Raw genomic sequence first — 25,240 nt, forward strand, 5'->3', positions numbered from 1 at the left:
TTGTTGTTGGTGTTGCGGGTGATGGTGCTCAGGGGTGTCACGTTGATGCAGTGATTCAGGCGCGTCGGTGCTGCGCCATCTGGTCGAGTGCCCGGTCCAGGCGTTCGGCGTCCCAGTCTTCGTCCAGGGCCAGTGTCAGCAGCTCGCATTGGCTCTGGGGGGCCAACCCGCCCTGGGGTGGGGTGCGATCCAGATTGGCCGGGAACGGGTAGGCCTCGGCCAGGGCGGTCACACCTGCGCGGATCGCCGCTGTCCAGCCATCGCGCTGGAAGCGGGCCTTTAGCGCGGCAAAGCCGGCGCGCACCAGGCGGGTGTTGTCGACGCTCTCCATGGCACGGCCAAAGGCCGAGGAGATCTGCAGCAGGTTGGCCATGCGCCGCAGGTCCTGACTGTCGTTGTCGCCCGCGGCGTGAAACAGCGCCGGGTTGAAGAACAGGCCGTCGCCCTTGGTCAGCGGTAGCTGAACGCGATGGCGGGCGAACACCTGCTGGAAGGCCGGGTCGTGGTAGGCCAGATAGCCTTCTGGGTAGCGCTGGGAGTGAGGCAACAACTGGGTTGGTCCGCTTTCCAGCGGCATGTCGTCGTGGGCCACGGCGCCCTGCAGCGTCAGGTGTTGTGAGGCGACCTGCAGCGACAGCGGGTAGCCCAGCGCCTGTGCCTCGCTCAGAAAACCCAGGTGATAGTCGCGATGAGGCAACTGAGCACGACCGCCCGGTTTGACCACGTTGACCTGGGAGGTGATCTGGTAGCCCGGGCCAAGCCAGGCCTCGGCTACCAGTGCCAGCACCGGATTGGCGTAGTAGTCGACGAAACCTTCCGGATCGGCCTCGCCGTGCTTCTGGAAGGCATTCCACAGGCGATCATTGGCACCCGGCGCAGCAAAATGGTCGCCCTGCTGGCCGTGTCCCCGTTCAGCTTCGATCAGCGCAAGAAAGCTCTCGCTGGCGCGGTCCACCGTGGTCCGCTCCATCATCCCGGTGATCGCGAGCACCCCGGGACCGTCCAGCAGGCAGTGATGCCACTCGTCAAGCAGCCTGCGCCGCCGCTGCGGGTCGGCGAGACAGTCAAGGGCATGGCTTGCGCGGTAGAGCGGAATGCCGGAGACGATGCGCTCGGCCTGGGGCAGCGCTTCGGCATTGGTCGTCGATTGGACCAGGGCCTCGAAGGCGGCCACATCCAGCTGGGTTCGATCGATGAAATGCTCCACCGTCTGTCCTCCTCAGTCAGGCCAGCGCATGGCGGCGGGCGGCTGCGGCGCGCTGTCGTGACAGCCCAGCACGCTCTGGTCCATGTCGACGATGGTCCCGGTCATCATTCCCGAGGCGTCGCTGGCCAGGAAGGCCACCGCGCTGGCGACCTCCTCAGGCTCCAGCAGGCGCCCCATCGGCTGCGCGCGGGCGGCCGCTTCCAGCCAGTTATCCTCGGCGCCGTGGGTATCCGTCTGGATGCGGTGTTCGCCCGGGGTGTTCATCCAGCCGATGTTGAGGCCGTTGACGCGGATGCGATTGCGCAGCAGCGAGTAGGCGGCGTTGCGGGTCAGGGTGGCCAGCGCCCCCTTGCTGCCGCTGTAGGCGCAGATGAAGGGCTGACCGCCGTGGCCGGACATGCTGAGGATATTGACCACGCGGCCTTCGATACCATCGCGGATCATCCGTCGCACAGCTTCCTGCATCAGGAAGAAGGGCGCCTTGGTGTTGACCGCGAACAGACGATCGTAGGCGGCCTCGTCGGTGTCGAGCAGGGTGCCGCGCTCGGTGTTGCCGGCGCAGTTGATCAGCATGTCGATGCGCCCGAAGGCCTCATCGGCCTGGGCCACCAGCCGGCGGCAGTCGTCGACCCGGGTCATGTCGGTGGCCACGAACAGAACCTTGGCGTCCTCACCTAGACCCTCGAGCTCGCGAGCCAGGGCTTCGCCCTTGTCCCGCTGGCGCCCGCAGATGACCAGGCCGGACAGGCCACGACCCAGCAGGTGGCGAGCCACCGCCTCGCCCAGTCCCTGGGTGGAACCGGTGACGATGGCCACCTGACCTTTGAATGAACGATCTTGCATAGTAACTCTCCCTGTTCAGGCCGCCTGGCCGTTGCCATCGGCGCGCTGAAATTCGGCAAGCTCAGCGTCCAGGCTCTCGAGCTCGGCGCCACCGGCCATCATGTTGAGCACTTCCTCACGGCTGACCTCGTCCTTGCGGAAGGTACCGAAGCTGGAGCCGCGCTTGAGGATGGTGAAGGCGTCACCCACCGGATAGGCGTGGTGCACGTTGTGGGTGATGAAGATGACCGCCAGACCATCGGCGCGGGCCTTGGCGATGTAGCGCAGCACCACCGAGGCCTGCTTGACCCCGAGCGCCGAGGTGGGCTCGTCGAGGATCAGCACCTTGGCGCCGAAGTACACCGCCCGGGCGATGGCCACGCACTGGCGCTCGCCACCGGAAAGGGTGCCGACCGGCTGAGCCGGATCGCGCACATCGATACCGATCTTGGCCATCTCTTCCTTGGCGACGCGGTCAGCGAACGTCCAGTCGACGCGACGGGTCGGTCCCCAGCCCCTGGTAGGTTCGCGGCCCATGAAGAAGTTTCGGGTGATCGACATCAGCGGGATCATCGCCAGATCCTGGAAGACCGTGGCGATGCCGGCATCGAGGGCATCCGAGGGCGAGCTGAAGTGGGCCTCCTTGCCGTCGACCAGGAACTCGCCGTGGGTCGGTACGTGGACCCCCGAGAGGGTCTTGATCAGGGTCGACTTGCCGGCGCCGTTGTCACCGAGCAGGCACATGACCTCGCCGGAGTGAACCTTCATGGAGATACCGCTCAGGGCGATCACGCTGCCGAAGTGCTTGGCTACGTCGCGCATTTCGATCATCGGGACGGGAGCGTTCATTACTTGGCCTCCAGCGCCTTGCGACGCACGTAGTTGTTGAACAGCACCGCGATCAGCAGCATCGCGCCGAGGAATACCTGGAACCAGTCGGTGTTGACGCCGGTATAGAAGATACCCATCTGCACCATGCCGAAGATCAGCGCACCGAAGCTGGCGCCGATGGCGGAGCCGTAGCCGCCGGTGAGCAGGGCGCCGCCGATGACCACCGCGATGATCGCCTCGAGCTCCTTGAGGATGCCGCGGATGGAGTCGGCCGAGCCGGTGTCCATCACCTGCAGGGCGGCGAACACGCAGGCGGCGAAGGCGGTGAACATGAACAGTACGATCTTGACCAGATTGACCGGGACACCGACGTTGCGTGCCGCTTCCTTGTCGCCGCCGCAGGCGAAGATCCAGTTGCCGAAGCGGGTGAACAGCAACACCCAGGTGGCCAGCGCGGTCAGGCCGAGCCACCACACGATGGAGACCGGGATGCCACTGACGGTGGGATTGCCGGCGAAGTTGGTACCGATCACGCCGATCTCGGACAGCCAGAGGAAGAAGCCCTCGCCGACCTCGCCGCTGAACAGCGCCGCGAACCAGTCGTTGCCGATGACGTCGTGGACCCCGCCGATCTGGGTGCGATCCGCCATCAGACGGGGAATGCCGATGGCCACTCCGCGCAGGATGAACAGAAAGCCCAGGGTGACGATAAAGGATGGCAGTCCGGTCTTGACCACCAGCCAGCCGTTCAGGGCGCCGATCGCCAGGGCACAGCCGAAGGCGAAGGACAGCGCTGCCCAGATGGGCCAGCCGTACTGCACGGCGGGGATGGCGATCAACATGCCGGCGAAGCCGATCATCGAGCCGATCGACAGGTCGAACTCGCCACCGATCATCAACAGCGCCGCCGCCACGGCCAGGATGCCGAGCTGGGCAGAGACTTCGAGGAAGTTGATCACCCCGGCGCCGGAAAACATGCCGGTGCCCGAGGCAACCAGGGCGAAGAACACGATGACCAGTAGGGCGCCGGCGACGGAGCCGAACTCCGGTCGGTGCAGGGCTTTCTTCAGCGGACTGACGTGGGCAAGACGCTCGTCCTGATCTTGGCTGGCGGGAGAGGCGGTAGTGCTCATGGTGACTCCTTGTGAGGGTCGTCTTGTTGTAGGAGCGGAGACGTCCGCGGTGGTGATGGACGTGTTTCGAACTCGCGGACAGCTGTTTCGATTCGTCGTGTTATGAAATGTAGATTCCAAGAGAGAAATTAACAATTCAAAAATTCTATACTTTGGTCTATGCGGAATGTTTGTTCCTTTTTGCGTAGGCTGGGCGTCAGGCTTGGGGTCTCGCTGTCGATCGACGATTGATCGTGGTAATGGCGAGCGCCTGAAAGCCACCAAGACATACCCCTTAGCGGCAATGCACATGGATACAAGGAGCAGACGATGAAACTGGCATTGATCGGAGCAGGAAGGATCGGCAGGGTGCATGCGCTGTCCGTCGCCGCCCACCCCGAGGTCACGTTGGCGGCGGTAGTGGATGCCTATCCCGAGGCCGCCGAGACCCTGGCGCGGGACTTTGGCTCCCGGGCTCGGGACATCGATGACGTGTTCGAGGACCCCGAGATCGACGCCGTGCTGATCGCTTCCAGCACGGCGACCCATATCGACTACCTGGAGCGCGCCGCATCGGCAGGCAAGGCAATGCTGTGCGAGAAGCCCATCGCCCTGGATCTGGCGGCGTCACGGGCGACTGCCGAGCGCGTGGCGCAAAGCCTCTGCGCCTTGGCCTTCAATCGCCGCCATGATCCGCAGTTCTCGGCGCTCAAGGATCAATTGGGGCAGGGCCGCATCGGCAAGCTGGAGACGCTGGCGATCACCAGCCGCGACCCCGAGCCGCCGCCCCTTGAGTACGTCAAGGGGTCAGGTGGGCTGTTCCGCGATATGATGATCCACGACTTTGATATGGCCCGCTGGCTGCTCGACGAGCCCATCGTCAGCGTCCACGCCAGCGGCAGTTGTCTGGTGGACCCGGCCATCGGCGAGGCCGGCGACGTGGACAGCGCGGTGGTGGTCATGAAGACGGCCTCGGGGCGCTTGTGCACCATCAGCAATTCTCGGCGTGCGGTATACGGCTACGACCAGCGCATCGAGGCCTTCGGCAGTGACGGCATGTTGCAGGCCCAGAACGAGTGCGACACCCGACTCAAGTTCGTCGGCAAGCAGGGCCAACTGGAGGAAGCGCCGCGCTGGTTCTTTCTCGAGCGCTACGCCGAGGCCTATCGCCGAGAGCTCGACGACTTCTACCAGAGCTGGCGGGAAGGCCGCGCGCCCCGCGCCGGCATCACGGACGGTGTCGAAGCGTTGCGGTTGGCCGAGGCGGCGGATATCTCACGTCGCGAGTGGCGCACGGTCTACGTCGAGGAGGTGTGAGCCCCGGGGCTCTGGGCTTGTGACTCAATCTTTTCCAGCAAAGCGATGAGAGTCACGCACCACCAGCCGGCCTGGGAGCAGCGTTGGGTCACCAGGGATACGTCGATCGAGCAGGTGTGTGATGGCGCTGTCCACCACAGCATCGAGGTTCGGCTGGTAGCTGGTCAGACGGTAGCGCGGTGAGGCGGCCAGCTCGATATCGTCGAAGCCGACGATCGCCAGCTGTCCGTCGAGGCCGGCCTGGTGCAGGGCATCGAGGGCGCCGATGGCAAGGATGTCGTTTTCGCAGAACAGCGCATCCAGGCGCTGTGCCGCCGGTGTCCTTTGCAGGTAGTCGTGCATCGCCTGATACCCCAGAGCGTGGCGATAATCCGTGGCAGCCAGCGTGGCTGCCAGGGTCAGGCCGTGATCCTCAAGCGTCTGGCGATAGCCGTCGAGACGGGGCAGTCGTGATCTGCCGCTGTCGGGGCCGGCCAGATAGCCCAGCCGTCGATGACCTTCGCCGAGCAGCAGCCGGGCGATTTCGGCGCCAGCCGCATGCTCCTGAATTGCCACGATCTGCACCCCGTCCACCTCGGTGGTACGAAACAGCTGCACCAGTGGCACGTGCTGGCGCTCGGTAGCAAAGCGCACGATGTCCTCGCTCAGCACCGTGCCGAGAAACAACAGCCCGTCGACCTGGAAGCGTTCGGCGATATCGAGCAGCTCGCCGGAGCGCACCGGTGGTGAAATATTCAAGAGTATCGACAGCTGGCCCCGCTGTTGCAGCGCCAGGGTGGCGGCATTCAGCATCGCCTGGGTATGCGGGTTGGCGAATTGATCGACGACGACGCCGATCAGTTGAGTGCGTCTTGTGGTCAGGCTTCGTGCCAGCAGGTTGGGGCGATAGCCCAGGGCTTCGGCGGCCTCCATCACGCGCTGTCGGGCATTCTCTGAGATCGAGGCGCCGGGAGTGAAGGCCCGCGACACCGTCCACTTGGAGACACCGGCCCGTTCGGCCACCTGGGCGGAGGTCACCTTGCGACCTTGGTCGCGATCGGAACGAATATTCATCGATGCTCCTTGACGGAATTTTTCATTCCATACTAGGCTCGTGCTGGCCTGTTTGCAACCGGTTGCATCGGGTCGGGTAACGGTGTTGACCCTATTGCGATTTTTACATAAGCCGTCGCCGGAAGAGCCCTTTGTACCCGCGCCGCCGCCTATGCGGCCACCCGAGCAACGGCGAAACCACACAGCCATATGACAAGGACAATGCCATGAAGCTCTCCATCTGTACCGATGTGATGGCGGACCTCAGCTTTACCGAGATGCTCGACAAGTGCGTGGCGCTCGGGGTGGAAGGTATCGAGATGACCGGTGGTGGCTGGTCGCCGGCGCCGCATTTTCGTGCCGACGAACTGCTCGCCGATAGAAGCCTGCTGGCCTCACGCCTGAAGGAGATCGACGCCCGGGGACTGAAGATCGCCACCCTGAACTGTTCCGGCAATCCGCTCGACCCGGGGGAACTCGGCGAGCGCCACCGAGGCGAGATCGAAAAGACCATCCGGCTTGCCGGTGAGATCGGGGTCAAGCGCATCGTCACCATGTCGGGCCTGCCGGCGGCGGCGCCGGGGGACAGCGTGCCCAATTGGCTCGTCTACACCAAGAGCTGGCCCGATGAGATGCCCGAGCGCGATCGGTACCAGTGGGAAGACTGCGCCTTTCCCTACTGGCACGGCCTGGTGAGGCTGGCCGATGAGGTCGGTGTCGAGCGATTCGCGCTGGAAAATTTTTCGGCGATGCTGGTGTGGAACCCCCAGACCCTGTTTCGTCTGCGTGACGAGGTCGGGCCCAAGGTCGGCATGAACCTGGACCCTTCGCATCTGTTCTGGAAGGGCGCCTGCCCGATCGCCGCGGCCAGGGCACTGGGCGATGCCATCCACCACTGCCACGGCAAGGATACCCGCATCGAGCGGGGGCTGGCCGATGTCAACGGTCTGCTCGAGCTCGCCGAGGTCACCGACGTCGCCAATCGCGCCTGGAACTATGTGGCGGTGGGGGCGGGACATGATCTTCAGTGGTGGAAGGAGTTCTTCTCGGTGGTGCGGATGCAGGGCTACAACGACTGGGTCAGCCTCGAGATGGAGGACTTCACCATGTCCACCGAGGCCGGTATCCAGTCGTCGATCGACGCGCTGAAGCAGACCATCAGTCGTTAGCGATATGAATAGGCTGGTCAAGGCTGCTGCCAAGATGGCCTGTCCGCGGCTGACATGCCTGCGGCTGGCGGAAAAGGGAAGCAATGCACCATAAAAAAGCCCCGCCGGTGGCGGGGCAAAGAGAGAGACGTTCCTTGGTCCGCCGATGACGCCAGCCCTTACCTGGGCTGCCGGAATCGGCGGAGTTTGTACGGTTACTGTTGCTGCACGATCCACTCGTGTTCAGGGTCGTTCTTGAACTTCCATTCGCGCTTGGGACCGGCCATCACGTTGAGGTAGTAAAGCTCGTAGCCGTGAGGTGCACCCACCGGGTGGTAGCCCCGAGGCACCATCACGCAGCAGCCATTGTCTACCGCCATGGTCTCGTCCAGCGAGCGGTCATCGGTGTAGACCCGCTGAAAGGCGAAGCCCTGGCTCGGATTCAGCCGGTGGTAGTAGGTTTCCTCGAGGATCGACTCCTCGGGCAGATTGTCGACGTCGTGCTTGTGGGGCGGATAGCTCGACCAGTTGCCTGGCGGTGTGTAGACCTCGACCACCAGCAGGCCGTCGGCGGGTTCGGTCTCCGGCAGGATGTCGTGGATATGCCGAGTGTTGGTGCCGCCGCCGCGGGTGGAGCACTTGACCTGCTGTGGCGCGATCAGCCTGGCCTTGTGGTTGCCGTGGCCCGGTGCGCTGCACACCGCGATCTCGAGATCGGTCAGTGCCTCGACCTCGAAGTCCGCTCCATCGGGCAGGTAGACCGAGTAGGGTGGCACCTTGTCGAAGATGTCCATGCGCTCGCCGATGTCCTCCCAGCGTTCGCCGGCGCCGGCGACGGTGGCACGTCCGCTCAACAGCACCAGGCAGTGTTCGCGTGAGCCGGTCTCGCCGCTCAGACGCTGGCCCTTTTGCAGCCGGTGGACACGAAAGCCGACGTGGTCCCAGCCAGCGGATTGCGGGGTGACTTCCAGCACCTTGCCGTCGGCGTCGGGGCTCTGGGGGCGTACAAGAAGCGATGTCATGGACAGGATCTCCTGTTGGTGGCCTGCCCGGTCGCGCAGGGCGCGGGGCGTGGGCGGGCCAGAGTGTCGAGGGGCGAGCTGGCGGCTAGCCCGAGGCGGGGGCCTCGGGAGACGAGCCCTTGTCGGCGGCGCTGTCCTGGCGCACGCCCAGGGCGATGGCCATGCTCTGGGCCAGGCACAGGGTGGCGGTGAGGCCACGAAAGCTCTTCACTTCCGCTTCCTGTACCACCAGGGTCACGTCGGCGACGCGGGCCAGCGGGCTCAGGGTGGAATCGGTGATGGCAACCACCGGCACGCCTTTATCACGGGTCTGTTCGGCTACTTCGCGGGTTTCCGATGCGTAGGGCGAGAAGCTCACCGCCAGCAGGGCGTCGCGGGGACCGATGGCCCGTGCCTGTTCCTGATGCATACCGCCCAGGGCATTGATCAAGAAGCAGCGTTTGTCGACGTGGTTGAGTGCGTACTGCAGGTAGCTTGCCACCGGGAAGGTGCGGCGCATGCCCATCAGGTGCACCGCCTCGGCGCCTTCCAGAAGGTCCAGCGCGCTCTCCAGCTGGCGCGGGTCGGTACGCCCGGGGAGTTGCTCGAGCATTTCCCGGTTGGCGTCGGCAAATTCCCACAGCAGTTGAGAGCCGCTGGGGGTCTCGCCGGTGGCGGAGCGCACCGCGTGGATGCGCTCTGAGTAGTTGGGCAACTCATCCACCAGGCGTGAGCGAAACAGCTTCTGCATGTCCGAGAAGCCCTTGAACCCAAGGCTGTTGGCAAAGCGAATCAGCGTGGACGGCGTGACGCCCGCCTGCTCGGCCAGCCTCGCCACGGTGGAAAAGGCTACTTCCTGCGGGTGATCGAGCAGAAAACGCGCCGTCTGCTGCAGGCGACGGCTGAGGTCGGGGTACTGCTCGGTGATCTGCGCTTCCAGCGCGCTGAAATCCTGAGGTAGCTCTGCCATGGCGGTTCACTCGGTTGCAGGGTGTTGCCCAGCGTTGGCCGTCGTCTGGGATCACCCTAGTCAATTGGGAATAAAAATTCCATTTATGCTTTAGTATAGAACGTTCGAATGGAACGTTTCATTCAGTGCCAAGGCTATCATTGTTCCCCTGGAGGAGGGGGGTCGCCTTGTACTTTGGTCGACAAGTTGCGGCCACGCCGTCGGTCTTCGTGGGCTAGAAGCCGAGCCCAGATGATTGATTAGCGGGAAAAAGCCACAATCAGCTGAATGCCAAGGCATCTAAGGAGGAAACATTCCCTCTATTTAACCTTGGGAATTTTTGTTCTAAAGTGCGACCTAACCGGTTGCAAGCAGTTCTGATGTGACGTTTCCGGCACCTTCTTCTCGGCTCAGGGAGCGCCCCATGCCATCTCGATCACTGCACTTTGCCCTTAACCATATGGTCTGTCCTCGCTACTCCATCGAGCAGCTGATGCGCCTGGCCGCCGAGCTAGGCATCGACGCGGTGGAGCTGCGCAACGATGTCGGCGACAACAGCCTGGCGACGCTCGAGCAGGCCGTTGCCGCCGGAGAGCTGGCCCGGGAGCTGGGTCTGAGCGTGCTCAGCGTCAATGCGCTGTATCCGTTCAATGTGTGGGACAAGGAGCGCGCCGTTCAGGCCGAGCACCTGGCCGAACGGGCAGCGGCGGCGGGCGCCCGGGGTCTGGTGCTGTGTCCGCTGGTCGCCGCGCCCGACGAGGCACCAACAGCCACCGATGTGGTCAAGGCGCTGGTGGAGCTGGGGCCAATCCTGGATCGTCACGGGCTCGTGGGGTTCGTCGAGCCACTGGGCTTTCCTGACTCGTCGTTGCGACTCAAGGCTGACGCTGTGATCGCCTTCGACGAGGCCGTCGCCATCCTGGGGCCATCGGAGTCGGCGCGCTTTTCGCTGGTGCACGACACCTTTCACCATCGAGGGGCCGGTGAAGCGGCACTGTTCGCCGCTCGCACCGGCCTGGTTCACCTGTCCGGCGTCGAGGATCCGACGCTGACCTTCGACGCCATGCTCGACGGCGACCGGGTGCTGGTGGGTGAGGGCGATCGCCTCGACAACGTCGAACAGGTGCGTCGCCTGCTCGCCGATGGTTATCGCGGTTACCTGTCCTTCGAGCCCTTCGCCGAGTCGGTACACGCGCTGCAGGATCCGGCGGATGCCCTCGCGCGCAGCATTGACGTCATCCGCGATGGAGTGGCCTGAATCGCCGTCGTGACCGCTACATCCATCTAGGTTGACCACGCTGCGATCCTCCAGCGTCGGGCTGAACGCCACCCACCTGGTTCAGTGACAACGTCCTGAACCTGAGCGTGAACAATGATAAGGAGACTTCCATGAAAATCGCCCTCGACCCCTTCATGCATCGCCACGTGCCCCTGGAAAAGCTGCCGCGCCTGGCCAAGGACCTGGGATACGACTATCTCGAGCTGTCGCCCCGGGATGACTTCTTCGACTGGTTCGTCCACCCCCGGGTGTTTCCGTCCCGCCTGCGCTCCTTCAAGCAGGCGCTCAAGGACAGCGAGGTCGAGATCGCCTCGCTGCTGCCGATGTTCCGCTGGGCCAGTCCCCACGAGGACGAGCGCCAGGCGGCGGTGAAGTACTGGAAGAAGGCCATCGAGGTGGCGGTGGAAATGGGGGTGGACACCATGAACTCCGAGTTCGGTCGTGGCCCGCACCCCGAGCGTGGCAGTTGCTCAGCCTGCTGCCATGGCGGCGCCACCACCGAATCCAGCGAGGCCGCCTGGTGGCGCTCGATGGAGGAGCTGGTACCGATCTTCGAGCGCGAAGGCATCCAGCTCAACGTCGAGCCACACCCGGATGACTTTGTCGAGACGCTGCACCCGGCGGTGGACATGATTCGTACCATCGACTCGGACAACGTGAAGTTTCTCTATTGCGCACCCCATACCTTCCACTTTGGCGATGACATGGCGCAGATGATCCGTGACAGTGCCCCGGTGCTGGCCCACGTCCACGTGGCGGATACCTTCAATCACAAGGGATCGTCGGGGCTGCGCTACATCATCAATCCGCCGGGCTCCACCGCCCGCATCCACCAGCATCTGGATATCGGCCAGGGCGAGATCGACTGGGATCTGTTCTTCAAGACGCTGGCCGAGGTCGGCTTCGACGGCATCATGACCGCCTGTGTGTTCGCCTGGGAAGAGCGCGCCGAAGACTCCTCGCGCTTTATGCGCCAGGAAATCCAGCGCTACGTCGATACCTACTTCAACCCACGCTGAGGCTCGTCCTGGCCGCGCTACCTCCACGCCCTGTCCGGCGCCACCGGGCGGGGCGACTTGCCGCCCGGGAGCGTGACGGCAGGCTCTCGTGCTTCTCGGACACTGCTACGACCAAAGATGAACTGAATCGGCTGTTCCAGAGATTGAACGAGTGGAATATCAGTTCTATCATGGATTCAAATAGAACGAACAATCCAAAGTCGTCGGGACGCCCGTCATGGGCAGAGCACGGCTTATCGTGACCACACCAGGGTGACGCCATGACCACCAACAAGACGCTGGACCTAATCTGCCTGGGCCGAGCGGCCGTGGATTTCTACGGCGAACAGATCGGCAGCCGGCTCGAGGACATGTCGTCCTTCAACAAGTACCTCGGCGGCTCGTCGGCCAATATCGCCTACGGTACCGCTCGCATGGGGCTGAAGTCTGCCATGCTGACGCGGGTCGGCGACGAGCACATGGGGCGCTTCGTACGCGAGGAACTGGCTCGGGTGGGCGTGGACGTCAGTCAGGTCATCACCGACCAGGAACGACTCACCGGTCTGGTGATCCTGGGCATCAAGGATCAGGACACCTTTCCGCTGATCTTCTATCGCGACAATTGTGCCGACATGGCGATCAGTGCCGATGACATGGATCCCGAGTTCATCGCCTCCAGTCGGGCGCTGTTGATCACCGGTACCCATTTCTCCACCGACGGCACCTATCAGGCCAGCAAGACCGCCATCGAATACGCCAAGGCGGCCGGCACCAAGGTGATTCTCGATATCGACTATCGTCCGGTGCTGTGGGGCCTGACCTCGCTGGGTGACGGCGAGACCCGCTTTATCTCCGATGATGGTGTCAGCGCCCACCTGCAGACCATTCTGCCGGACCTGGACCTGGTGGTCGGCACCGAGGAAGAGGTCCACATCGCCGGTGGCAGCACCGACACCATCACCGCGCTCAAGCGTATTCGCGAGCTGAGCGATGCCACCATCGTGCTCAAGCTGGGCGCGCAGGGCTGCACCGTGCTCGACGGTGAGATTCCCGACAGCGAGTCCGAGTTCGAGGTATTCACCGGGGTGCGTGTCGAGGTGCTCAATGTGCTGGGTGCCGGTGACGCCTTCCTCAGCGGTTTTCTGCGCGGCTGGCTCAACGGTGAAAGTCATGAGCAAAGCTGTGCCTACGCCAACGCCTGCGGGGCCCTGGTGGTCTCCCGCCACGGCTGTGCCCCGGCGATTCCCAGCAGCGAGGAACTCGACGACTACCTGAGTCGCGCCGAGGATATCCCGCGTCCCGACCTGGACACGCGGCTCAACCACCTGCACCGGGTCACCACCCAGCGTAGCCCGACGCAGTGGTCGGATCTGTGCGTGCTGGCCTTCGACCATCGCAAGCAATTCTACGACATGGCCCGGGAGGTCGGCGCCGACCCCGGAAGGATCAAGACGTTGAAACGGCTGCTGGTGCAGGCGGCGGAGCAGGGCGCCGGACATATCGGTGACAGCCAGATGGGCGTGCTGATCGACGACACCTACGGTCAGGATGCACTCAATGACGTGACCGGGCGCGGCTGGTGGATTGGCCGCCCGGTGGAGTTGCCGAGCTCGCGCCCCATCGAGCTGGAAGGCGGGCGCAATATCGGTGCCCGACTGGCCGCCTGGCCACGCGAGCACATCGTCAAGTGCCTGGTGTTCTACCACCCGGAGGACCAGCTCGACCTGCGCCGCACCCAGGAGCGCCAGGTGGTGGAGCTGTATGACGCCTGCCTCAGGACCGGGCATGAGCTGCTGCTCGAGATCATTCCGCCCAAGGATCAGCAAAGCGATGACGATACCTTTCTCAACGCCATGCAGCGCTTTTACAACCTCGGCGTCTATCCCGACTGGTGGAAGCTGCCGCCGCAGACCCCCGCGGCCTGGGAGCGCATCAGCGTGCTGCTGGCGCGACGCGCCCCTCACTGTCGCGGCGTGGTGATGCTGGGGCTCGATGCGCCCCTCGAGACGCTCAAGAAGGGCTTCATGGACAGCGCCGGGTTCGACGTGTGCAAGGGCTTCGCGGTGGGGCGCTCGATCTTTGCCGAGCCCAGCCGTCGCTGGCTCGCCGGCGAGGCCGACGACCAGGCGCTGATCGACGATGTCGTCGCCAATTACCGCGAACTGGTGGACTGCTGGAAAGAACGCCAGAGCGTCTGAACGAGAATGAGCGAAATGGGGGTGAGCGTGGTAGCGCTCCCAGACCATGACCAAGATAACGATAATCCGGGTCCCCTCAGGACCCGGCAGCCATCTCCGAGAGCATTGCCATGTCCACGATTCGACTGACCATGTCCCAGGCGGTGATCCGCTACATGCAGGCCCAGAAGGTGAACGTCGACGGCCAGATCAAGCCGCTGTTTCCCGGCGTCTGGGCGATCTTCGGCCACGGCAACGTGGCCGGTCTCGGCGAGGCGCTGTATCAGGCCCGTGAGACGCTGCCGACCTACCGCGCCCACAACGAGCAGGCCATGTGCCACGCCGCCATTGCCTTCACCAAGACGCTCAATCGTCGCCAGGTGATGGCCTGTACCGCCTCCGCCGGTCCTGGTTCGGTGAACATGGTAACCGCGGCGGCGGTGGCCCACGTCAATCGACTGCCGCTACTGCTGCTGCCGGGCGACACCTTCGCCACGCGCAAGCCCGATCCGGTGCTGCAGCAGGTCGAGAACTTCCACGACCACACCCTGACCTCCAACGACTGCTTCAAGCCGGTGAGTCGCTTCTTCGATCGCATCACCCGGCCGGAGCAACTGCTGACGTCGCTGCCCCAGGCGATGCGGGTGCTGACTGACCCGGTGGAGTGTGGTCCGGTGACCCTGGCGCTGCCCCAGGACATCCAGACCGAGGCCTACGACTATCCCGAGCATTTCTTTGCCGAGAAGGTACACCACCTGCGCCGTCAGGCCGCCGACCCGCGCGAGCTCGACGATGCCATCGCCTTGATCCGCTCGGCCGAGCGACCGCTGCTGGTGGCCGGTGGCGGCGTCCACTACGCCGAGGCGCTGGCTGAGCTCGACGCCTTCGTCAGCCGCTACCAGGTGCCAGTGACCGAGACCCAGGCGGGCAAGGGCGCGCTGCCCTGGGACCATGCCAGCAACGTCGGCACCCTGGGTGTGACCGGTTCAGCCGCCGCCAACAGCTTGGCCCAGGAAGCGGATCTGATCATCGCCGTGGGCACCCGGCTTGGCGATTTCGCCTCTGGCTCCCGGGCGCTGATCAACCCCGAGGCGAAGATACTGTGTCTCAACGTGGCCTCCTTCGATGCGGTCAAGCACTACGCCCAGCCGCTGGTGGGCGATGCCCGCCTGAGCCTTGTCAGCCTGAAGGACGGGCTCGAGCAGGGCACCGCCCCGTGGCGGCCGGCCTCGTCCTGGAGCGAGCGGGCGGCCGCGCTGCGCGACGACTGGAATGCCACCGTGGAACGGGTGACCCAGGATCGCGGCACCGGGCTGCCCTGTGACGCCGAGGTGGTGGGGGCGGTCAACCGCGCTGCCGGCGAACGCGACATCGTGGTGTGTGCCGCGGGGGGCCTGCCGGGCGAGCTGCAGAAACTGTGGCGTACTCGCTTCGATCGCGGCTACCACATGGAATACGGCTACTCCTGCATGGGCTACGAACTTGCCGGAGGCCTCGGCACCAAGATGGCGCTGCCCGATTCAGAGGTGTTCGTGATGGTCGGTGACGGCTCCTACCTGATGATGAACTCGGAGATCGCCACCTCGGTAATGCTGGGGCACAAGATCATCGCGGTGGTGCTCGACAATCGCGGCTATGGCTGCATCCATCGACTTCAGCAATCCTGCGGCGGCCCCGGCTTCAACAACCGGCTGGAGGACTGCCTGAGCGTCGAGGGCGGCGCACCCAAGACCGACTTCGCCGCCCACGCCGCCGCCCTGGGCGCCAATAGCGAGAAGGTTGCCAATATCGCCGAGCTTGAGCAGGCCCTCGAGCGCGCCAAGGCGTCCGATATCAGCTATGTGATCGCCATCGACACCGATGGTCTCAACGACACCAAGGAAGGTGGTGCCTGGTGGGACGTGGCGGTGCCTGAAGTATCGCCGCGCCCAGAGGTAGTGGAGGCCCGCGAGCGCTATCAGTCCCACAAGGCGCGTCAGGCCAGAAACCTCTAGGCCCGAATCCGCTCTGCCATAACAACCAAATATTCCAGGCGCGCCGGCGCCTGGAGCATCGAACGCCGGAGGACGCCATGAGCATAAGACTGGGCATCAACCCCCTGACCTGGACCAATGATGACCTGCCCTCGCTGGGCGGAGACACCCCGCTGGAGACCTGCCTCGCCGAGGGACGAGAGGCCGGTTTCGACGGCTTCGAGCTGGGCCACAAGTTCCCCCGCGACGCCGCCACCCTGGGGCCGATCCTCGAGCGTCACCAACTGTCGCTGGTGTCAGGCTGGTACAGCGCCGAGCTTTTGACCCGCAGCGCCGAGGAAGAAATCGCAGCGCTGACGCCCCATCTGGAACTGCTCAAGGCGCTCGGCGCCAGGGTCATGGTGTTCTGCGAGGTCTCGCGCTGCGTGCATGGACAGATGGGGGTACCGCTGAGCCATCGCCCCACCATGAGCGACGAGGAATGGACGCTGTTTACCGAGCGCCTTGACCAGGTGGCCGAACACTGCCAGCGCGAGGGCGTGCAGATCGCCTATCACCACCATCTGGGAACGCTGGTGGAATCCGAGGCCGACATCGACCGGCTGATGGCGGCCACCGGACCGGCGCTGGGCCTGCTGCTGGACACCGGCCATCTGGTGGCCGCCGGTGGCGACCCCTTCGGCGTGCTCGAGCGCCACGCTGCACGCGTCAACCATGTGCACTGCAAGGATATCCGTGCCGAGGTGCTGGCCGATGTGCGCAACCGTAACCGGAGCTTCCTGGAAGGGGTACTGGACGGCATGTTCACCGTGCCCGGTGATGGCTTCATCGACTATGGCCGGTTGTTCCAGGGGCTGGTCGCGCACGACTACCAGGGCTGGGTGGTGGTGGAGGCCGAGCAGGATCCCGCCGTGGCCCATCCACTGACCTATGCCCGCAAGGGCTATGACCATCTTGCACGCTGCTGCGACGAGGCCGGGCTGGCCCTGGCCTCGTGACAGCGACCCCCGTGCCGATGTCTTCAGTCATCTGTTCGATAACTCTTTGTATCAGGAGCACCGCATGACCATTCTGGGCAACTTTATCGCCGGCCAGCCCCAGGCCAGCCACAGTGGCCGCACTGCCGAGGTCTTCGACCCGGCCAGCGGCGAGGTGACGCGTCAGGTAGCACTGTCCAGCGCCGACGAGACCCGCGACGCTATCCACGTCGCCGACGAGGCCTTCCCCGGCTGGGCCAAGATGTCACCGCTCAAGCGTTCACGCATTCTGTTCAAGTTCAAAGCGCTGGTCGAAGAGCACGCCGACGAGATCGCGCGGCTGATTTCCTCCGAGCACGGCAAGGTGTTCTCCGACGCCAAGGGCGAGCTGACACGCGGGCTCGAGGTGGTGGAATTCGCCTGCGGCATACCGCACCTGCAGAAGGGCGAACATTCCCTCAACGTCGGCACCGGTGTCGACAGCTTCTCGCTGATGCAGCCGCTGGGCGTGTGCGCCGGCATCTCGCCGTTCAACTTCCCGGCCATGGTGCCGATGTGGATGTTCCCGGTGGCGCTGGCCTGCGGCAACACCTTCGTGATGAAGCCATCGGAGAAGGATCCGTCCACGCCGATGCGCCTGGCCGAGCTGCTCAAGCAAGCCGGCCTGCCGGATGGCGTGTTCAACGTGGTCAACGGCGACAAGGAGAGCGTGGACGTGCTGCTCACCGATGAGCGGGTGCAGGCGGTCAGCTTCGTCGGCTCGACGCCCATCGCCGAATACATCTACGCCACGGCGTCTGCCCACGGTAAGCGGGTTCAGGCGCTGGGCGGCGCCAAGAACCACATGGTGGTGATGCCCGATGCCGACCTCGACCAGGCGGTGGATGCGTTGATGGGAGCGGCCTACGGCAGCGCCGGCGAGCGCTGCATGGCGATCTCGGTGGCGGTGCCGGTGGGCGAGGAGACCGCCGAGCGGCTGCGTGCCAAGCTGGTCGAACGGCTGCAGACGCTGAGCGTCGGCCCCGGCATCAAGGATGGGCCCGACCACGACATGGGGCCGCTGGTCACCCGCGTTCACCTGGACAAGGTGGTCGGCTATATCCAGGCCGGCGTCGACGAGGGCGCCGAGCTGGTGGTGGACGGACGCGAGGCGACCATCGACAACGCCGGCAATGGCTTCTTCGTCGGGGGTTCGCTGTTCGACCACGTCACGCCGGGCATGCGCATCCACCGCGAGGAAATCTTTGGCCCGGTGCTGGCGATCGCCCGCGTCGACAGCTTCGAAGACGCCCTGGCCATGGTCAACGACCACGAATACGGCAATGGTACCGCCATCTTTACCCGTGACGGCGCCGCCGCTCGCCAGTACTGCGAGCGCATTCAGGTCGGCATGGTCGGCGTCAACGTGCCGATCCCGGTGCCCATGGCCTTTCACAGCTTTGGCGGCTGGAAGCGCTCGCTGTTCGGCCCGCTGCATATGCATGGCCCCGACGGCGTGCGCTTCTACACCCGCATGAAGACCATCACCCAGCGCTGGCCCAGCGAGGTACGTGATAGCGGCGGTCACTTCACCATGCCGACGCTGTAGCTGTAGCTGTGGTCCTGTGACTGCGTATGACGCCGTAGCGGTGCGTGTGTCGCCTTGGCGATGCATCAAGCGTCCCGCTTCGGCGTTGGTGCCCTGTCCCGTCGGCGATGCTGCGGCGTACCGGGGGCGGATGCTATCCGGTTGCGCCATTTCACGCTTGCCAAGGCGCCGAATCCGGCGCCTTCTTTTTGGCTATCGCGGCAGGTGTTGAAGCGTGGGACTGGAGCGAGTGGTTAAGGCGGATAGATGATGTTTGTGTGCGCCAATTCAGTTAAAGGTGTCGTCATGGATTACGTTATTTACAATTTTGTCGTATCAGGCGTTCGAGTCGACTAAAGTATAGAACGTTTGGTTTGTTGTTTTTTCTTTCGGAATGTATGTTTCATTTGGTGCGGGCCGTGGAAAAGCATGGACCGCCGAGGTTGGAGTCCTGACCGTTTGCAACCGGTCACAAGGGCCATCGATCCTCCAATAACAAGTGGACAACGTTATGAGCACAGAAGCGGCAGGGGCGCAGGCGACCGCGACAGCGGACGACAACGCCCAGAGCGAAGAGCTCGAATATCAACGCATTCCCCCCAGCCGGCAGTTGAGCGGCAAGTACTTTCTCGGGGCCTACTCCGGTGAGCACGTGGCCGGCACCGAATTCGTCATCGGCGCAGCGCTGGTCACCTTAGGTGTTTCCACCGGTGATCTGATCTGGGGCCTGATTCTCGGTAATTTCATGGCGGTGCTGTCCTGGGCCTGGATCTGCAGTCCGGTGGCTACCCGCACCCGCATGACGGTGTACTGGTTCCTGGCCCGGCTTGCCGGCAAGAAGATCTCCACCGTCTACAACATCCTCAATGGTGTCTTCTACGCCGTCATCGCCGGCGCCATGATCACGGTCTCGGCCTCGGCCTTCCGGGTGCTGACCGATATTCCGCCCCAGGTGGGACTCTATCCCACCAGTGCCAGCTTCGTGATCCTGGCGCTGCTGGTCGGCGCCTTTACCGTCTGGCTGACCCTCAAGGGCTTCAAGCGCATCGCCAACTTTTCCACCGTATGCGCGCCCTGGATGGCGATCATGTTCCTGGTCAGCGGTATCCTGTCGATCCCCATCGTCACCCACCTGGGCGCCGAGCAAGGCATCGATGGCCTGGGCAACGTGCTCGGTGCACTGGTGTGGACCGGCGTTACTCCCGAAGGCGAGCCTGGCATCAACATGTGGGTCATCGCCGCCTGGGCCTGGGGCATCAACCTGCCGATGCACCTCGGCATGAGCGACATGAGCATCCTGCGCTTCGCGCGCAAGTCCTCCTACGGCTACTTTTCAGCCTCTGGCATGTACATCGGCCACTTCATGGCCTGGGTCTGTGCGGGCATCCTTGGCGCCACCTCGGCGATGCTGCTCAAGGAAGCCATGGTCGATCTTGATCCGGGCGCCATCGCCTTCCGTCTGCTCGGCGCCATGGGGCTGGTGGCGGTAGTGATCGCCGGCTGGACCACTTCGATCCCCAGCCTCTATCGCTCCGGGCTGGCGTTTCAGGCGGTGTTCCATCGTCACAAGCCGTTCAACGTTGCCCTGGTGGTGGGGGCTGCCACCACGGTCGTCGCCTGCTTCCCGTTCGTCTTCGGTTCGCTGCTCAACGTCCTGTCCTACTTCGTGATGATGATGGCCCCCATCGGCGCGATCATCGCCGCCGAGCATTTCCTGCTGCCGCGCCTGTCGATCCGACCGCTGTGGCGCGAACATCAGGGACTCGAGGACAATCGTCCGGCCATGCTGACCTGGGCCATCGGGGTGATCCTCGGCGTCGTGCTCATTGCCCTGCCCCAGGTGCATCTGTTTGTCGTGTTTCTCCCGGTGTGGACCCTGAGCTTTCTGCTCTACCCGCTGCTGTGCCGCCGGATGGGCGCGAACACCGAGTCCGGTATCGACTACTACGAAGAGGCCTATGGTCCGGTGGATCCGCCGGAACTGCCCGGCGAGTCGCCCCAGGCGCAGCCCGCGGTCAATCGTCGTGATCCGCTGTACCTGATCTCGTTTGCCTGTCTGGTGACCATCATCGCCGTGGCGCTATGGTCCTGGACCGGTGACAACGCCGCTGTCGTCGACTACGTGGAAACCTTCAAGTGGCTGGTGATTCCGCTGTCGCTGGTGTACTTCGTGTGCGCCTCGATCTGGATTCATCGTCGTCGCCCGGCGGCGGCGCTTGCCGCAGACGATCCCCATGTGTGATGACCCCAACCCTCAACAAGGATAAGTGACATGGCCGCCCGAGCGATCGGGCGGCCATGCCACCTGGCTCTGGCACCAGCGCCACGACGCTGGTCGAGCCTCGACGCTGCCCATATGACGTTTTCGACCCATGGGAGGGCAGCAGGTGCGATTTCAACAAGTGGTCAATAACAGAAAGGAGCCAGACATGACGCTATCTATCGGCATCATCGGTACCGGAGCCATCGGCAAGGAACATATGCGCCGGCTGAACCATACCCTCAAGGGTGCGAGGGTGGTGGCCGCCAGTGATGTCGGCCTTGAGCAGGCGCAGGCCGCCATCGATGAGGTCGGCATCGAGGCCAGGGCCTATGCCAGCGGCCACGACGTCATCAACGCCGCCGAGGTCGACGCCGTGGTGGTGACCTCCTGGGGACCGACCCACGAGGAATTCGTGCTGGCCGCCATCGAGGCGGGCAAGCCGGTATTCTGCGAAAAACCCCTGGCCACCACCGCCGAGGGCTGCCTGCGTATCGTCGAGGCCGAGATTGCCTCGGGTCGTGCGCTGGTCCAGGTAGGCTTCATGCGCCGTTTCGACTGGGCATACCGCCAGCTGAAGGCGCTGCTCGACGAGGGTGGCATCGGCCAGCCGCTGATCGCCAAGTGTGCGCATCGCAATGCCCAGGCCAACTTCTCCGGCGATGCGGGCCTGATCGATTCCTGCGTCCACGAGTTCGACGTGATGCGCTGGCTGCTGGAGGACGACTACGTCAGCGCCCAGGTCATCCAGCCGCGGGTTTCCAGCCTGGTGGAGGGTGATCTGCAGGACCCCTCGCTGATCATCCTGCGCACCCGCAAGGGCATGGTCATCACCATCGAGAGCTTCCTCAACTGCCAGTACGGCTATGACATTCGCTGCGAACTGGTGGGGGAGAGCGGCGTTGCCGATCTGCCGCAACCGGCGAGCGTGCCGCTGCGTCACAGCGCACGGGACTCCCTGGGCGTGATCACCCACTGGAAGGACCGCTTTATCGACGCCTTCGATGTGGAGTTTCAGGAGTGGGTCGATGCCACCGCCAAGGGTGAGCGTCATGGCCCTACCGCCTGGGATGGCTATGTGGCGGCGGTGACCAGTGACGCCTGCGTCAAGGCGCGGCATTCGCAGCAGGTCGAGCCGATCGCGCTGGCCGAGCGTCCCGCCTTCTACCGCTGAAACTGGTGTCACGCTGCCAGCCCTGATAGCGCAGGCGGCTGACATCGTTGGCCACGGGCGTCGCTATGCTCGGCGCCCGCGACTTTTTCTTGGGGCCACGAGTGTCTTGGCGCCGTGGCACGAATCACGCCAGTCGAATATGCTGTTGGCCGGCCATTTCCGCCAGGTCCTGAAGCCTGGCGGGAGCATAAGCAAAACGAGGCACTGGCCACGCCCGCTGTCGACTGGAGACCCCCTCAATGCGTCATCTTCGAAGCCGTGGCCTCAAGGCCCTGACGGCTGTGCTCGCCGGTAGCATGGTGCTGACCGCCGCAAGCGCCCACGCCCAGACCCGCCTGACCTACAAGTCCGCCTCCGCCGGTACCGCCTACTACCAGATGGGAGTGGAGCTGTCCGAGGCGATCAAGGCCGGCACCGAGGGTGACATGACCCTGACCCTGGAAGAGAGCCAGGGCTCGGTGCAGAACGTCATGGAGGTGATGGCGCGTCCCGGCAACTACGTCTTCACCTCGCCGCCCGGCCTGGTGACCCGCGCCCGCGAGGGTACCGGCCCCTTCGAGAGTCGCAACCATCCGCGCCTTAAGGACATTCGTGCACTCTTCCCGATTCCCTCGCTGACCATGCACTTCGTGGTGGCGGGCGAGCAGGACACCCTGAGCATCGATGAACTGGCCGGCAAGCACCTGCTGATCGGCCAGGGTTCCTTTGGCGCCCGCGAGGCCGCACGCTATCTCGAGCTGTTCGAACTCGCCGATCAGGTCGAGGTCGACGACGCCGACGTGGGCAGCGCTCCCGACGCGCTCAAGAACGGCCAGATCGACGCCTTCGCCACCGCCAGCTCCTTTCCCGCACCCAACGTGATCGAGACCGCCGCGAGCCATGATGTCGGCCTGGTGTCGTTCACCGAAGCGCAGGTCGAGGCCACCGGCGCCGCGCCCCAGACCATCCCCGCCGGCACCTACGCGGGCATCGACGAGGACGTGCTGACCACCTCGCTGCCGGTGGTGGCCTACACCACCAGCGCGATGGACGAGGACACCGCCTACACCCTGACCAAGACCTTCTGGGAGCGCCGCGAGGCCATGGCCGAGACCTCGCCCTGGTGGCAGGCGATCTCGCCGCAGATGCTGACCAACCTCGAGGGTCCGCTGCACCCCGGCGCCCTGCGCTACTACGACGAGGTCGACGTGCAGGTGCCCGAGGCCCTGCGCTGAGACGATCCTGCCCAGGACTCGACCCGGCGGGCCCCTGTGGGCCCGCTCCGTTTCATCGATGATGTGCTGATTTCATGAACTCAAGCGACGCTTCTTCGTCGGCCGCACCGGCCGACGCGCGTGACCCTGTTCGTTCGCCGTGGCCGGGTGGCCCGTTTTGGATCGCGCTCGGTGCCCTGTCGGTGGTGTTTCACCTGGGGTTGATCTTCCACGGCCTGACGCCGGCGCTGATCAGTCGGCCACTGCACATGGCGCTGGTGTTGCCCTGGGTGCTGGTGTTTTCCGCCCGTACGCACTGGCAGCGCATCAGCGGCCTGGGGCTGACCGCCCTCGGCATCGCCGCCTGCGGTTATATCGCCTTGAACGAGGACGCCCTGAGCGGCCAGTACGGCTTTATCGACACCCCCCTGCAGATGGCGGTGGGCTTGCTGCTGATTGTGGTGGCGCTGGAGGCCGCCCGGCGTGCCATCGGCTGGCCGCTGCCGCTGGTGACCGCGATCGCGCTGGGCTATGCGGCCCTGGGCCAGTACGTGCCCGGCGAGTTTGGTCATCCTGGCCTGCCTATGGCCAGCCTGGTCGGTTCGCTGACCATCGCCGAGGGCGGGCTGTGGGGCAAGCTGACCGGGGTCAGTGTCTCGGTGGTGGCGATCTTCGTGATCTTCGGTGCGGTGCTCAACGCGGGCGAGGCGGGGCGTGGCTTCATGAACCTGGCCGGCGCCGCGGCGGGCCGCCTGACCGGTGGCGGCGCCAAGGTATCGGTGATTTCCAGTGCGCTGATGGGCTCGATCTCGGGCTCGGCGTCGGCCAACGTAGCTTCCACCGGAGCCATCACCATCCCGTCCATGGCGCGACTCGGCTATCCACGCTCGCTGGCGGCGGCGGTGGAAGCGGTGGCCTCGTCCGGGGGCCAGATCATGCCGCCGTTGATGGGCGCCGGGGCCTTCGTCATGGTCGAGCTGACCGGCACCCCCTACACCGAGATCATGGCCGCGGCGCTGCTGCCGGCCTTTCTCTACTTCGCCACGGTGTGGCTCGGCATCAACGCCTTCGCCACCCGTTTCGATCTCAAGCCAGTGGCCGCCGAGGACCGCCCGGCAGCGCGCGAGGTGATCACCACCGCACTGTTCTTCGCGGTGCCCTTTGCGATCCTGCTCGAGCGCATCTTCCACGCCGGCAACACCCCCCAGTACGCCGCCAGCGTGGCGATCTTCGCAGGCCTTGCGCTGTTGGCCATGAACGCCGAGCTGAAGGTGTCGGGGACGGAGTTCCGCGCCCGCCTGGCCCAGGCAGCGCTGACCGCCGGGTGCCAGATCGCGGTCATCGGCGCGATCATCCTGTGCGCCTCCCTGGTCATCGGGGTGCTGTCGCTGACCGGGCTCGGGGTCAAGGTTACCTCGGCGATCCTGTCGCTGTCCGGTGGGCAGCTGTGGCCGGCGCTGCTGCTTACCGCTCTGGCCTGCCTGGTGCTGGGCATGGAGGTGCCGACTACCGCCGCCTACGTCATCTGCGTCTCGGTGGCGGGGCCGGCGCTGACCGAACTGGGCCTGCCGCTGTTGACCGCCCACCTGTTCGTGTTCTGGTTCGCGCTGCTGTCCACCATCACCCCACCGGTATGTGGTGCGGTATTCATCGCCGCCGGAATGGCCGACGAGAACTGGCTGAAGGTGGCGGGCAAGGCCATGGCGCTGGGGGTCGGGCTCTACGTCATTCCGCTGGCGATGGTCGCGCACCCGGCGCTGCTCGACCTTGGCTCCGGCGTCTTCGCTGCCCTGGCCACCACCCTGGGCGTGCTGATCGGCCTCGGCCTGGTGTCCTACGGGCTGATCGGACGTTTCGCCTGGTGGCTAAGGGCTGCCCTGGTGGCGCTAGGGCTCGGCGTCATCTTCGTGCCCTGGCCGGTGTGACGCTCCCTGCCGGCACGGCAGTGGGGCTTGCGCCGCCCCTTGTCGGGGCGGCGGGCAAAGGCGGTTCAGGTGCCTTTTTCCGAGGCGCGATGATGGTGGGTGTATCGAGTGAATTTGTAGGAATTTTCCGGAAAGTTTTGTGTCCTTCTCGGAAAATACGGGAGATGCAATGGCTAACGTAGAACGCTTGAGTAGGATCTTCTTGTATTGGTCAAGGAGGACCTCTCATGTCGTCAAGGTGCGCATTTTCGGGTTACCGCCCGTCAGCGGCAACCTGCGGTAGCCGTTCCCCCCGAGT

General features: G+C 64.6%; 19 protein-coding genes. 12 read left to right on the forward strand and 7 right to left on the reverse strand.

Translation table 11 applies throughout. The features are described 5' to 3' along the window. Positions 1-55 precede the first annotated feature (55 nt). The 4 genes from C9F12_RS15870 to C9F12_RS15885 are packed head-to-tail and all read right to left on the reverse strand — an operon-like array spanning position 56 to position 3,993. The gene (locus tag C9F12_RS15870) at positions 56-1,207 is read right to left on the reverse strand and encodes a phytanoyl-CoA dioxygenase family protein (RefSeq protein WP_108449510.1); all 1,152 of its coding nucleotides are present in this window, start codon (positions 1,205-1,207) and stop codon (positions 56-58) included. 12 nt (positions 1,208-1,219) lie between these two features. Then, the gene (locus C9F12_RS15875) at positions 1,220-2,050 is read right to left on the reverse strand and encodes an SDR family oxidoreductase (RefSeq protein ID WP_108449511.1); all 831 of its coding nucleotides are present in this window, start codon (positions 2,048-2,050) and stop codon (positions 1,220-1,222) included. A gap of 15 nt (positions 2,051-2,065) precedes the next feature. Continuing rightward, positions 2,066-2,878, reverse strand: a complete 813-nt coding sequence (locus C9F12_RS15880) for an ATP-binding cassette domain-containing protein (protein ID WP_045993146.1) — start codon at positions 2,876-2,878, stop codon at positions 2,066-2,068. Further along, on the reverse strand, positions 2,878-3,993 hold the full coding sequence (locus C9F12_RS15885; RefSeq protein ID WP_108449512.1) for an ABC transporter permease: 1,116 nt from the start codon (positions 3,991-3,993) through the stop codon (positions 2,878-2,880). Before C9F12_RS15885 ends, C9F12_RS15880 begins: the two co-directional genes overlap by 1 nt. Before the next feature lie 309 nt (positions 3,994-4,302). Here C9F12_RS15885 and iolG point away from each other — a divergent pair, with 309 nt between their 5' ends. Then, positions 4,303-5,289, forward strand: a complete 987-nt coding sequence (iolG, locus tag C9F12_RS15890) for an inositol 2-dehydrogenase (RefSeq protein ID WP_108449513.1) — start codon at positions 4,303-4,305, stop codon at positions 5,287-5,289. 24 nt (positions 5,290-5,313) lie between these two features. On the opposite strand, the gene C9F12_RS15895 is transcribed toward iolG, so the two are convergent. Further along, a complete protein-coding gene (locus tag C9F12_RS15895) occupies positions 5,314-6,342 on the reverse strand; it encodes a LacI family DNA-binding transcriptional regulator (protein ID WP_045993149.1) in 1,029 nt (342 codons plus the stop codon). Positions 6,343-6,548: 206 nt separating this feature from the next. On the opposite strand from C9F12_RS15895, the gene C9F12_RS15900 reads away from it, so the two are divergent. Continuing rightward, positions 6,549-7,490, forward strand: coding sequence for a sugar phosphate isomerase/epimerase (locus C9F12_RS15900; protein WP_108449514.1), 942 nt, complete (start codon positions 6,549-6,551; stop codon positions 7,488-7,490). Positions 7,491-7,684: 194 nt separating this feature from the next. Here C9F12_RS15900 and iolB read toward each other — a convergent pair whose 3' ends face one another. After that, on the reverse strand, positions 7,685-8,491 hold the full coding sequence (gene iolB, locus C9F12_RS15905; protein WP_045993151.1) for a 5-deoxy-glucuronate isomerase: 807 nt from the start codon (positions 8,489-8,491) through the stop codon (positions 7,685-7,687). An 85-nt stretch (positions 8,492-8,576) separates the two neighbouring features. Continuing rightward, positions 8,577-9,440, reverse strand: coding sequence for a MurR/RpiR family transcriptional regulator (locus tag C9F12_RS15910; protein WP_045993152.1), 864 nt, complete (start codon positions 9,438-9,440; stop codon positions 8,577-8,579). A gap of 403 nt (positions 9,441-9,843) precedes the next feature. Here C9F12_RS15910 and C9F12_RS15915 point away from each other — a divergent pair, with 403 nt between their 5' ends. From C9F12_RS15915 to C9F12_RS15960, 10 genes are all read left to right on the forward strand, one after another. Next, positions 9,844-10,677: a TIM barrel protein gene (locus C9F12_RS15915; protein WP_108449515.1), complete on the forward strand. Its 834-nt coding sequence runs from the start codon at positions 9,844-9,846 to the stop codon at positions 10,675-10,677. 131 nt (positions 10,678-10,808) lie between these two features. Next, positions 10,809-11,717, forward strand: coding sequence for a sugar phosphate isomerase/epimerase (locus C9F12_RS15920; RefSeq protein ID WP_045993154.1), 909 nt, complete (start codon positions 10,809-10,811; stop codon positions 11,715-11,717). Positions 11,718-11,977: 260 nt separating this feature from the next. Further along, entirely contained in the window at positions 11,978-13,894 is a 1,917-nt protein-coding gene (gene iolC, locus C9F12_RS15925) for a 5-dehydro-2-deoxygluconokinase (RefSeq protein WP_108449516.1), read from the forward strand. A gap of 110 nt (positions 13,895-14,004) precedes the next feature. Beyond that, a complete protein-coding gene (gene iolD, locus C9F12_RS15930) occupies positions 14,005-15,867 on the forward strand; it encodes a 3D-(3,5/4)-trihydroxycyclohexane-1,2-dione acylhydrolase (decyclizing) (RefSeq protein WP_108449517.1) in 1,863 nt (620 codons plus the stop codon). 77 nt (positions 15,868-15,944) lie between these two features. Continuing rightward, complete coding sequence (iolE, locus tag C9F12_RS15935; RefSeq protein ID WP_045993157.1) at positions 15,945-16,844, forward strand: myo-inosose-2 dehydratase; 900 nt, start codon at positions 15,945-15,947, stop codon at positions 16,842-16,844. A 64-nt stretch (positions 16,845-16,908) separates the two neighbouring features. Next, positions 16,909-18,411, forward strand: coding sequence for a CoA-acylating methylmalonate-semialdehyde dehydrogenase (locus C9F12_RS15940; protein ID WP_108449518.1), 1,503 nt, complete (start codon positions 16,909-16,911; stop codon positions 18,409-18,411). Positions 18,412-18,901: 490 nt separating this feature from the next. After that, positions 18,902-20,632, forward strand: a complete 1,731-nt coding sequence (locus C9F12_RS15945; protein WP_108449519.1) for a hypothetical protein — start codon at positions 18,902-18,904, stop codon at positions 20,630-20,632. A gap of 187 nt (positions 20,633-20,819) precedes the next feature. Then, entirely contained in the window at positions 20,820-21,824 is a 1,005-nt protein-coding gene (locus C9F12_RS15950; protein WP_045993160.1) for a Gfo/Idh/MocA family oxidoreductase, read from the forward strand. A gap of 239 nt (positions 21,825-22,063) precedes the next feature. Beyond that, positions 22,064-23,038 (forward strand): TAXI family TRAP transporter solute-binding subunit, encoded by a 975-nt coding sequence (locus tag C9F12_RS15955; RefSeq protein WP_108449520.1) that lies wholly within the window; start codon positions 22,064-22,066, stop codon positions 23,036-23,038. A 74-nt stretch (positions 23,039-23,112) separates the two neighbouring features. Continuing rightward, the gene (locus tag C9F12_RS15960; RefSeq protein WP_108449521.1) at positions 23,113-24,942 is read left to right on the forward strand and encodes a TRAP transporter fused permease subunit; all 1,830 of its coding nucleotides are present in this window, start codon (positions 23,113-23,115) and stop codon (positions 24,940-24,942) included. Positions 24,943-25,240 lie beyond the last annotated feature (298 nt).

Origin of the sequence: Halomonas sp. BN3-1 (assembly GCF_003056325.1) — a bacterium.
GTDB lineage: Bacteria > Pseudomonadota > Gammaproteobacteria > Pseudomonadales > Halomonadaceae > Halomonas > Halomonas litopenaei.

Bases quoted from the DNA above. Each gene is read 5' to 3' on its own strand.
- iolE (WP_045993157.1), top strand. From the start codon at position 15,945: ATGAGCATAAGACTGGGCATCAACCCCCTGACCTGGACCAATGATGAC.
- C9F12_RS15910 (WP_045993152.1), bottom strand. From the start codon at position 9,440: ATGGCAGAGCTACCTCAGGATTTCAGCGCGCTGGAAGCGCAGATCACC.
- C9F12_RS15895 (WP_045993149.1), bottom strand. From the start codon at position 6,342: ATGAATATTCGTTCCGATCGCGACCAAGGTCGCAAGGTGACCTCCGCC.
- C9F12_RS15955 (WP_108449520.1), top strand. From the start codon at position 22,064: ATGCGTCATCTTCGAAGCCGTGGCCTCAAGGCCCTGACGGCTGTGCTC.
- iolD (WP_108449517.1), top strand. From the start codon at position 14,005: ATGTCCACGATTCGACTGACCATGTCCCAGGCGGTGATCCGCTACATG.
- C9F12_RS15920 (WP_045993154.1), top strand. From the start codon at position 10,809: ATGAAAATCGCCCTCGACCCCTTCATGCATCGCCACGTGCCCCTGGAA.
- C9F12_RS15960 (WP_108449521.1), top strand. From the start codon at position 23,113: ATGAACTCAAGCGACGCTTCTTCGTCGGCCGCACCGGCCGACGCGCGT.
- C9F12_RS15875 (WP_108449511.1), bottom strand. From the start codon at position 2,050: ATGCAAGATCGTTCATTCAAAGGTCAGGTGGCCATCGTCACCGGTTCC.
- C9F12_RS15940 (WP_108449518.1), top strand. From the start codon at position 16,909: ATGACCATTCTGGGCAACTTTATCGCCGGCCAGCCCCAGGCCAGCCAC.
- C9F12_RS15900 (WP_108449514.1), top strand. From the start codon at position 6,549: ATGAAGCTCTCCATCTGTACCGATGTGATGGCGGACCTCAGCTTTACC.
- C9F12_RS15885 (WP_108449512.1), bottom strand. From the start codon at position 3,993: ATGAGCACTACCGCCTCTCCCGCCAGCCAAGATCAGGACGAGCGTCTT.
- C9F12_RS15950 (WP_045993160.1), top strand. From the start codon at position 20,820: ATGACGCTATCTATCGGCATCATCGGTACCGGAGCCATCGGCAAGGAA.
- iolG (WP_108449513.1), top strand. From the start codon at position 4,303: ATGAAACTGGCATTGATCGGAGCAGGAAGGATCGGCAGGGTGCATGCG.
- C9F12_RS15880 (WP_045993146.1), bottom strand. From the start codon at position 2,878: ATGAACGCTCCCGTCCCGATGATCGAAATGCGCGACGTAGCCAAGCAC.
- iolB (WP_045993151.1), bottom strand. From the start codon at position 8,491: ATGACATCGCTTCTTGTACGCCCCCAGAGCCCCGACGCCGACGGCAAG.
- C9F12_RS15915 (WP_108449515.1), top strand. From the start codon at position 9,844: ATGCCATCTCGATCACTGCACTTTGCCCTTAACCATATGGTCTGTCCT.
- C9F12_RS15945 (WP_108449519.1), top strand. From the start codon at position 18,902: ATGAGCACAGAAGCGGCAGGGGCGCAGGCGACCGCGACAGCGGACGAC.
- iolC (WP_108449516.1), top strand. From the start codon at position 11,978: ATGACCACCAACAAGACGCTGGACCTAATCTGCCTGGGCCGAGCGGCC.